The organism is Waterburya agarophytonicola KI4 (assembly GCF_020640915.1).
In the GTDB taxonomy this organism is placed as follows: domain Bacteria; phylum Cyanobacteriota; class Cyanobacteriia; order Cyanobacteriales; family Xenococcaceae; genus Waterburya; species Waterburya agarophytonicola.
In genome coordinates this window covers 1-9171 of sequence record NZ_JADWDC010000111.1, presented here as the reverse complement: position 1 = coordinate 9171, position 9171 = coordinate 1, and the positions used below count along the sequence as shown (strand labels likewise).

The following is a 9171-nucleotide window of genomic DNA, read 5'->3' as shown; positions in this document are numbered from 1 at the left end:
TGACTGATTTTATGAAACTCTAAATAATACATTTTGACGTGCGGAAGGTGGGTTTTATTATCTGTAACTAAAACAGGTACAGTTGTCCCACCATAAGGGGATGTATATTGACGATGAAAGGGCGGTGCGTGGTTTTCTTCGATGTAATCAATATTAAAATAATCTAACGCCCAACGGACTTTTTCACAATAATGACTAATCGCGATCGCGATTAAACGCGGTTTTTGCTTTTTCATAGTTACGTTTGGATTAACTTCTAAAGGTTTTTGGTTCATTGGTGTCATGTATATCAAAAAGACCGATCGGTCTTTTTGATTGCAAAAAAATTAAGCTTCAAACCAGACTAGTTTTAATATAGCTTTGTAAATGTGCGATCGCTCTCCTCATATGGATCGGATTTTTGGCTAATTTACTCATCATCATTGCACCTTCAATATTGCAGATAATAATCGTCGCCACAGTATCGGGTTCAACAGTCGATCTCACTTCTCCTTTTTTAATTCCTTTTTCAATTATGCGAATAATTAGATCTCGCCAAGAATTAATCGCTTGCAAAGCGCGATCTCGCAGTGGGGAATCTAGATCGTCAGTTTCGATCGCTGTATTTAAAATCGGACAACCACCTACGATCGGCGGATTATCGATATAAGTTAGATAACTAGATACCAACGCTAATAGTCTGTCGATCGCATTACGTTTAGTTTTCACCACACTCCATACTCTCTGTGTTAAAAGACTCACTGCATAATCAAATGCTGCTAAAGCTAATTCTTCTTTGCTAGCAAAATGGTTATATATCCCTCCTTTCTTTAATCCCGTAGCTTGCATAATATCCGACATAGAAGAACCTGCGTAACCCTTAAGGTTAAACAATTCTGCTGATTGACGAATGATACGGGTTTTGGTTTCTTGTGCTTTGGACATTAATCAAAAGACCGATCGGTCTTGAATATAGGATAGCATTAAAATCGCCCGATGCTAAACAATCGAGGATTATAAAATATTTGTTGACTTTTAGATCAATTAATACTATATTACTAATAAGGTTGGCAATTGCGAAACAGCCCGTTGCGCGGGGTTCCCGCGTTGAAGGGACTGTTGAAGTTCCTATCAGACGACTTTAATTGGGGAACAAGGGCATTGTTTACTTAATGACTATTGCCCTTTTTATTCTTTATTTATATTAAATACAGCTTAACAATTATGAGTACAATCACTGCGTCGAGGGTACTAGATACCTGCACGCTTATATATGTAGAAGTAGGAGAAAATTCTAACAAAGTATGGCGAGGAAGCCTATTTAATGATGGAAGTTTTTTAGCTGAATGGGGGAGAGTAGGTAATACTTTACAGTGCAAACATCACTGCTTGGGTTCGATCGCTCTAGCCCAGAGTAAGTTTGAGCGTACCAAACGTCAAAAAATCAGGAAAGGATATACTCAAGCACAGCTTGTAGAGGGGGAGACAAAACAAACTGACACCATTAAACCAGAAGAATTAGAAGAGATCGCTTCCAAACAAATCAAACACGGTAGAGATCCGCGATCGAAAGAATTAATTAGATACCTAGTAAAAAGCAACATTCACGCCTTTACTTCCCAAACAGATATTACTTATAATCCTGCTACGGGGGGATTTAAAACACCTTTAGGTATTGTAACGACCAAGGCGATCGCCGAAGCCAGAGAATATTTAATTCAAATTGCTGCAACTCGCAAAAGCAACAGCTACAAACTGCGTCAGTTACTGAGTAAATATCTGCGTCTCATTCCCCAAAATTTGGGACACAAACTAGATGAGTCACAATTTGCCTCTCTTCAAGAAATACAGCGTCAGTACGAAATCTTAAACGCCCTTGATGCTGCGATCGCAATTGATCGCGATCGACAACAAGTATTTGAATGTGCGATCGAGCGAGTACCAGGAAGCACCGTTGAAGGAAAGAAAACCTTTCGCCAAATCAATCAACTATATAAATCTACTAGCAATCAAAACCACCTTGCTGCTAAATACAAACTCCGACGGTTATACAAACTAGATATCCCTTCCATGAGAGAAGCATTTACCGCCCAAGAAAGAACTATTGGCAACGTCAAACAACATTGGCACGGTACAAAAGCCAGTAACCTCTTGAGTATCCTCAGACAAGGTTTAATTATACCCCCTGCTAGTGCGGTTCAATGTACGGGGAGAATGTTTGGCAATGGCATCTATGGATCTCAACAATCTACCAAAGCTCTCAACTACGCCACTAATTATTGGAATGCTTCGGGAGAAGATGAAGATCGTGTATTTATGTTACTGTGTGATTTTGCTATGGGTAAAGAATATTGTCCCCAATCCTATAGTCGTAACTTCCCCGTCACAGGATATGACAGCACTTATGTTGCTCCTGGTGCAGCTAGTATAATCAATCAAGAAAGTATCGTTTATCGTACCGAACAAGTGAATATTAAATATCTCTGCGAATTTAGTTAGAACTTTAAACAATCAAAAATTTAATAGAATAAAGACATGCAAATATCTCATTGTCCAGTTTGTGGTTTACCTTGGTCACAATCAATCGATGAAAAAGAAGTAAGTTTTCGATTGGTGTCTGTAATTGTTGTGGATGCGAATATGGTTATGATGACACTTCTATTTATCGCAAATACTGGATTAGCGAAGGTGCGCCTTGGTTGAATAAAAAACAACAACCAAAAGATTGGAGTTTAGAAAACCAATTAAAAAATATTATTATTGATTGGGATAGTCGTAGAGTAAGTAATTTTTATTGATTCTTCAACTTGGTATTCCTCAATTATGTTATTGACTAAAGCTTTAAAAGAATGGGCGATCGCCGTAGATGCTTTAACCACAGGAAAGACTGTTATTTTGCTGCGAAAGGGAGGTATCAAAGAAAGCAAATTTCAAGTTAAGAGCGATCGCTTTTGGCTGTATCCTACCTACGAACATCAAAAACCCAATTTATTCAAATCAGAATACGCTCAAGGAGTAGAGTTAGTAGAGTCGGGATGGCATCCCAAGACAGTAGAAATAAGAAGTTATGCCGAAATTAGCAATATTTTACCTATTGAGGATCTAAATCAAATAAAAGCATTGCTACCTTATCATATTTGGAACGAACAAATGATAAGCGATCGCCTTAAATGGAAACCCCAGCAACCTTTAATAGTTTTACTACTTCGGGTATATCGCCTTGCTTCCCCTGTTATTATTCCTTATCACGATAATTATGGTGGATGTAAGTCGTGGATCGATTTAGTCGAACCAATCTCAACCGAAGATTCTCGTGTAGTGATAGAAGATAGTCGATATACTCAAACAGTTCGAGAAATCCAAGAATCAACCTCAAACTAGTAGGCTATATATTGAGAATTTAATACTTAGGATAATTTTATTAGGGAGATTTAATAGTTACCCTCAAAGTCAATCCTGTCATGCGCCAAGTAGCAAAGCAATTTTCAAATAATACTTCACTGGCTACTTCTAAATCTCCATCTTCCCCAACAAATCCGCCCTCAATTAATTTTCCTCCTCTAGTTTCCAAATTAAGCCGAGTTCGATCTTCTTCTTGTTTTAAAACTAACTTTCCTTTGGCTAATACTTGTCCCGCACGACTAATAATTTCACATTCCATCGAAATTTTTTATTGCTAATTATATATTAAAAAAACGTTGCTAATCTCAAGTATCAAACTGATGTTTAAATAATCAATAAACTGATTACATCAGAGTCATCATACCGCGATCACGCAACGTTAATTCTATTATCTAATCGATCTCGCTCAATTAATCAAAAGATCGAGCATTTTTTTAGACTTTTTTGAATTGACAGATTTTCAAAATAATATGAATGCTCAATAAATAAATTCCGCTCAGGCAAGGAATGAGAAGTGGGGGAGAAATGTCCATATCGATCCTACAGTTTGACTATTTTACATCTAGTTTGGGCATAAAAAATACGCCAAACTTTCTAACAACCGAATTCCACCAAAGACAATCTGGATAAAATTATGCAACTCAGTTTAGTATTGATATAGCTTAAAAACCAGATCCATACTTAGACTGCCATTTTTACATTACATAATATTTGTCAGGGTCAGACTCAATACTCGACTTGCTTTTATTGCTTTCTTTGCCAAGAACGAGTATCTGTGTAGCAAGACTTAACTTTTTACACTGCTGCTTTAATGGTTTTTCGTCAGTATTGATAACCATACTAATTGTTTTTTATTAGTTTGGCAACTTAAAATTGTGTAGAGTTTTACATTCATCGAGTATTCAAGAAAATCTTCTGAAGTAAACCCTCGATGGTGTCGATCAAAGTTCCTTAGAAAAGACTTTTCAAGCGATCTCCTTATAAATCATTAAGGGTTCTCAAATATAAGTTTTGCTTGGTATCTAATCATTCGGATAAATTCATCAAATAATAACTCCAATCGCGAGAAAACTTTTCCAAGTCTCGATCGCAATAGTGTTCTTCCCCAGCACAGTTCAAACATTGAAATCCGAACTTCATTATTGTTTTGAATTCATGATATTTAATTGACTTAGAATAACAATAGGGACAGCATCCCTTGAGAATAGAAAATTCAAGCTCTTGTCGATGATTGTTATTGATAATTTTTGATTCCCATATTTCACATATCTTCGATAAAGTTGTCTCACAAAACAAAAATTTTATCTGTACGATAGGGGACTCAAACTATTTCGTTAAAATTTAATTTTATCTTCTGTGTGTTTATATCTGCTTAATCTTCAACATAGCGATCGCCAATATTCCCAGAACGAAAACCGATCTTGCTCGAAAAAAAAGGAGAATAGCCTTGCGGACATCCCCCAAAATACGATCTTGATTGTTAATGATTTACGCAACTTGCTCTAAAGAAGCCAAAGGGTGGGGAATAAAATCAGAAGGAGCTTCAAATTGTCCTGAAATTACATATTCCAATCTTAGCTTGAGCCAAGTACATAGCTGCTTGTTGGTAGTAATCACCCCAGCACAGGGTTGAGGAATTTTTGCTTTGACTTGCGCCATTTCTGGAGCATCCAAAAAAGCAGGTTGTTTGATAAACCAGAAATCAATTTCCTTATTTCTTTCTTGATAGTTGCGAATACGTTCTTCAATCACTTCTTCAAAAGGCTCTTCTTCCAGTAAAAACTTTTGGCTGGCTGCAACATAATAGTAAGTAGTCATGATTAATTATTTGGCGAACTCAATCTTTAATAAAAATAATATTTTAAATATTTCCCTTAATTCTTTCATATCAGGGACGAGTGCGATCTCGCGATCAATGGCAATCAAGTCAATTTATGAGCGAGTATTCCTCCCAATCCTCGGTCAACAAGTGTTTTCTACCTTTTGTTAAATTCTGTAAATTATATTTCGATCTACTGAAAGTAGTTAAAATTAATAAGCATAAAGTTAGCAATTATCAAGACTTGATGCTAAATTCAATGCGGTCAGCATTAATCTAACTATAGAAAAGCTATTATGATTAGCCCAATTTCCACTTTAGAAGAAGACAATACTCAAGCTATTGATAACTTGATTGAAGAAAACCCCAGCCATCAGGAAATCATAGAAACAGTGATTTCTAGTCTCGACCAAGACAATACTGCCATGGTAAACCATACCGAGCAAGGAAGCCTGTGGAAATTTCAGTATGGCAGTGTAAAAGTTTTTGTTCAGCTTACAGGAGAAAGCGATGACGATCTACTGACTGTATGGTCTAGTTTGCTTCACTTACCAGCCAAAGACGAAAATGGGTTGATGCGTCGCTTGTTGGAGATGAATTGGTCGGGAACTTTTGAAACCTGCTTTAGTATTAAAGATAATCAGGTGATGATTTCTTCTCAGCGCACCGTTGCGGATATGTATCCAGGGGAGATTTCTCGTTTAGTTACTTTGGTGGCAAACATTGCTGATGACAACGACGAGCTTCTTAAAGAAGAGTTTGGCGGATCGTAATTATTAATTACTTCCTACTTATTGACGGGCATTGAATATCATTAACAGTTAGGACATTACTCATGTACGGGTGTTTCATGAAATGTCCTCTGCCATAATTTAAAATAACTTATCCTAACCAGATAATTTACTGCAATATATAATGTGGCGTGAAATTGAGTAAAGGAAATTATTGGCTTTGGGTTTACTAAACTCTCGGAGAATTCTAATTACTAGATTGTTGATGCTAGTTTTGGTCGGAATGTCCTTGGCATTTACCACTGCCTGTAACCCTAGTAGCCTGTTGGCAAATCCAGATCTTCCTCCTCAACTAGTCCAAGCAATTCTGGAAGATCCTAAAACTTTTAATTTTGTAATTGCCACAGACGCAACTACTAGTCTTGTAGAAAGTAAAATTTTTGATGGTTTGGTAACTCAAAATCCTCTTACAGGAAAAATCGAACCTGCCCTAGCGGAATCTTGGGATATTTCAGAAGATAAACTGCGAGTAGTATTTACTTTAAGACAAAATCTCCAATGGTCTGACGGTCATCCTCTAACAGCAGAAGATGTAGATTTTACTTATAATCAACTTTATTTTAATCCAGAGATTCCTGCTAGTTCGCGAGATGGTTTTAAAATTGGTGAAAGTAAATCTTTGCCTCAAGTTCGTCAACTTAATGATTTACAGATTGAGTTTATTCTGCCCGAACCTTTCGCCCCATTTTTAGGTATTACGGGAACATCTATTTTACCCAAACATATTTTAGAAGATACTGTTAAACAAAAAGATCGAGATGGAAAATTAAAGTTTCTTTCGACTTGGACAGTAGATACTCCTCCCGAACAAATTATTGCTAGTAGTGCTTATAAATTAAAAAGTTATGATACTGCTCAAAGAGTTATTTTTGAAGCCAATCCTTACTATTGGAAAAAAGCATTAGTCAACAGAGATATTCCCTACATTAAAAGAGTTATTTTTGAAATTATAAAATCTAGCGATACATTTTTAATTCAGTTTCGTTCTGGTAGTTTAGATTCTGTTGATGTCGCCCCTGAATATTTTTCTTTACTGAAAAAAGAAGAAAAAAAAGGTAATTTTACTATTTATAATGGTGGTCCTGATTATGGAACGAACTATATTACCTTTAACCTCAACACTGGCAAAAGAAATGGCAAGCCTTTAATAGATCCTCAAAAATCTCGCTGGTTTAACAATCTTAAATTTAGACAAGCCGTAGCTTATGCGATCGATCGCCCTAGAATGGTAAAAAATATTTATCGAGGTCTAGGACAACCCCAGCATTCGTTTATTTCTGTGCAATCTCCTTTTGCCGATGAAAATTTAAAGGCTTATGATTACGATCCAGAAAAAGCCAAACAGCTATTAAGAGAAGGTGGGTTTAAATATAATAATAAAAATCAATTATTTGATGCAGAGGGGAATCGAGTTAAGTTTACTTTGAATACTAATTCAGGTAATAAAATCAGAGAAAATATGGGCAATCAAGTAGAAGAAGATCTTGAAGCTATTGGCATGGATGTAAACTTTAGAACTGTCAATTTTAACGTTCTAATTGGAAAATTGAGTAGCTCTCTAGATTGGGAATGTATTATGCTAGGTTTAACAGGAGGAAACGAACCAAATAATGGTGCAAATGTTTGGTTTACTGATGGAAACTTGCATATGTTTAATCAAAAGCCAGCACCAGGACAACAACCCATCGAAGATAGAAAAGTTTCTGACTGGGAAAAGGAAATAGACCGATTATTTATTCAAGGTGCAAGGGAATTGAATGAAGAGAAACGCAAGCTTATTTATGCAGAAATACAGCAATTAGTATCGGATAATGTTCCATTTATTTATCTGGTTAATCCTAAATCTTTTGGTGCAGTGCGGAATAAAATAAAAGGCATAGAATATACTCCATTAGGTGGTGCTTTTTGGAATCTAGAAGAGTTGAAAATTACCGAATAACTATAATCAAATGCACTATATTTATTTACACGGTTTCGCTTCTAGTCCTAAATCTAGTAAAGCACAATATTTGCGCGATCGCTTTGCCGAAAAAAACCTCTACCTCAATATTTTAGACCTGAATCAAGGAGACTTTAGTAACCTCACCCTCTCCCGACAAATAGAACAAACTATTGCAGCTTTTCCCGACTCCCATTCTCCCATTACTTTGATCGGTTCTAGTTTTGGTGCTTTAACTTCTGCTTGGGTAGCCCAGAAATGCGATCGCGTTAAGGGTTTAATACTTCTGGCACCTGCTTTTGGCTTTCCTCAAAGTTGGTATTCTAGACTCGAACCAAATCAAATAGAACAGTGGCAAAAAACTGGCTTTTTACCGATCTATCATTATGGAGAAGACAAACAAATACCCCTCAAATACCAATTTCTAGAAGATGCAGAAAACTATCCTATTGAGGAATTGAAGCGCAATCTTCCTACTTTAATTATTCACGGGATTAATGATGATGTCGTACCCATTCAAGTTAGTCGAGATTATGTAGATCGACATTCTCAAGTAAGATTAATCGAACTAGATAGCGACCACGGTTTAAATGATTCTCAAGCAACAATTTGGCAAGAAATCGCCAGATTAATCGACTTTAGAGAACCTACGATCTAGAAAAATTGTTTTTTTTACCTGGACGTATTTTATGCACTCCGTAAAAGCGTTTCCAAAATTCATCTCTGACCCAAGTAGGTAATACTTTATTCATCATAAACACTAAAGTATTTCCCCCTGTGGCTAATATATAGCGGGGTTTAGGATTAGATTTTCCCATCACCCTGGCAATTTTCTGCGCGGTTTTATCCGCACTCCAGCCAAGCAAATCTAGTTGTTTATCGACAGCTTCAATATTTTTAAAAATAGGTGCGTAGACAGTGCTATCGTAATCAGGAATTATTTCCAAAACTTTTTCCCAGGCTACTTTAAAAAAGTCAGTCACTACTCAATACTTCTCGGTTAAGCACTAAACAGAGTTAAAAATCGCAAAATTAGGTTTTTTTGAGCTAACTGAGGTTTCTCGATGAATCGGTTTTTTATTCGGAAATTCAGAACGAGTTTTCTTAACTACTCTGGGGTTATGTCTGCCTTGTCTGGGAGGAATTTTTTCAGCAATAATATCTTGAATCAACCTTGAGAAAAAAAGGTAACTGCTCATTTTTGAGGTCTTGGAAATCGGGAATAGCTCGTCGAATAACTT

10 protein-coding genes are annotated in these 9171 nt (G+C 36.3%); 5 read left to right on the top strand and 5 right to left on the bottom strand.

The features are described from left to right. Together I4641_RS22740 and I4641_RS22735 are read right to left on the bottom strand one after the other, a co-directional pair. A partial coding sequence (locus tag I4641_RS22740; protein ID WP_229642870.1) for a glutathione S-transferase N-terminal domain-containing protein occupies nt 1–236 on the bottom strand: 236 nt, incomplete at its 3' end. A 97-nt stretch (nt 237–333) separates the two neighbouring features. Continuing rightward, nucleotides 334–924 carry a TetR/AcrR family transcriptional regulator gene (locus I4641_RS22735; RefSeq protein ID WP_229642869.1) on the bottom strand — a complete coding sequence of 197 codons (591 nt, stop codon included), beginning with the start codon at nt 922–924 and terminating at the stop codon, nt 334–336. 279 nt (nt 925–1203) lie between these two features. On the opposite strand from I4641_RS22735, the gene I4641_RS22730 reads away from it, so the two are divergent. Together I4641_RS22730 and I4641_RS22725 are read left to right on the top strand one after the other, a co-directional pair. Then, nucleotides 1204–2478 carry a WGR domain-containing protein gene (locus I4641_RS22730; RefSeq protein WP_229642868.1) on the top strand — a complete coding sequence of 425 codons (1275 nt, stop codon included), beginning with the start codon at nt 1204–1206 and terminating at the stop codon, nt 2476–2478. 324 nt (nt 2479–2802) lie between these two features. Further along, nucleotides 2803–3360, top strand: a complete 558-nt coding sequence (locus tag I4641_RS22725; RefSeq protein ID WP_229642867.1) for a DUF1802 family protein — start codon at nt 2803–2805, stop codon at nt 3358–3360. Between the two features lie 40 nt (nt 3361–3400). On the opposite strand, the gene I4641_RS22720 is transcribed toward I4641_RS22725, so the two are convergent. Both I4641_RS22720 and I4641_RS22715 read right to left on the bottom strand, forming a co-directional pair. After that, entirely contained in the window at nt 3401–3640 is a 240-nt protein-coding gene (locus I4641_RS22720) for a hypothetical protein (protein ID WP_229642866.1), read from the bottom strand. A gap of 1229 nt (nt 3641–4869) precedes the next feature. Continuing rightward, nucleotides 4870–5199 (bottom strand): MgPME-cyclase complex family protein, encoded by a 330-nt coding sequence (locus I4641_RS22715; RefSeq protein ID WP_229642865.1) that lies wholly within the window; start codon nt 5197–5199, stop codon nt 4870–4872. A 297-nt stretch (nt 5200–5496) separates the two neighbouring features. On the opposite strand from I4641_RS22715, the gene I4641_RS22710 reads away from it, so the two are divergent. From I4641_RS22710 to I4641_RS22700, 3 genes are all read left to right on the top strand, one after another. Then, nucleotides 5497–5973: a YbjN domain-containing protein gene (locus I4641_RS22710; RefSeq protein ID WP_229642864.1), complete on the top strand. Its 477-nt coding sequence runs from the start codon at nt 5497–5499 to the stop codon at nt 5971–5973. 223 nt (nt 5974–6196) lie between these two features. Then, a complete protein-coding gene (locus I4641_RS22705; protein ID WP_229642863.1) occupies nt 6197–7930 on the top strand; it encodes an ABC transporter substrate-binding protein in 1734 nt (577 codons plus the stop codon). Between the two features lie 10 nt (nt 7931–7940). After that, nucleotides 7941–8588, top strand: a complete 648-nt coding sequence (locus I4641_RS22700; protein WP_229642862.1) for a YqiA/YcfP family alpha/beta fold hydrolase — start codon at nt 7941–7943, stop codon at nt 8586–8588. Here the strand turns inward: I4641_RS22700 and I4641_RS22695 are convergent. Next, nucleotides 8578–8913 (bottom strand): hypothetical protein, encoded by a 336-nt coding sequence (locus tag I4641_RS22695; RefSeq protein WP_229642861.1) that lies wholly within the window; start codon nt 8911–8913, stop codon nt 8578–8580. The genes I4641_RS22700 and I4641_RS22695 overlap by 11 nt on opposite strands. Between the last annotated feature and the right edge of the window lie 258 nt (nt 8914–9171).

Coding starts and splice junctions, on each gene's coding strand:
- I4641_RS22700 (WP_229642862.1), top strand. CDS start 7,941: ATGCACTATATTTATTTACACGGTTTCGCTTCTAGTCCTAAATCTAGT.
- I4641_RS22725 (WP_229642867.1), top strand. CDS start 2,803: ATGTTATTGACTAAAGCTTTAAAAGAATGGGCGATCGCCGTAGATGCT.
- I4641_RS22720 (WP_229642866.1), bottom strand. CDS start 3,640: ATGGAATGTGAAATTATTAGTCGTGCGGGACAAGTATTAGCCAAAGGA.
- I4641_RS22705 (WP_229642863.1), top strand. CDS start 6,197: ATGCTAGTTTTGGTCGGAATGTCCTTGGCATTTACCACTGCCTGTAAC.
- I4641_RS22735 (WP_229642869.1), bottom strand. CDS start 924: ATGTCCAAAGCACAAGAAACCAAAACCCGTATCATTCGTCAATCAGCA.
- I4641_RS22710 (WP_229642864.1), top strand. CDS start 5,497: ATGATTAGCCCAATTTCCACTTTAGAAGAAGACAATACTCAAGCTATT.
- I4641_RS22715 (WP_229642865.1), bottom strand. CDS start 5,199: ATGACTACTTACTATTATGTTGCAGCCAGCCAAAAGTTTTTACTGGAA.
- I4641_RS22730 (WP_229642868.1), top strand. CDS start 1,204: ATGAGTACAATCACTGCGTCGAGGGTACTAGATACCTGCACGCTTATA.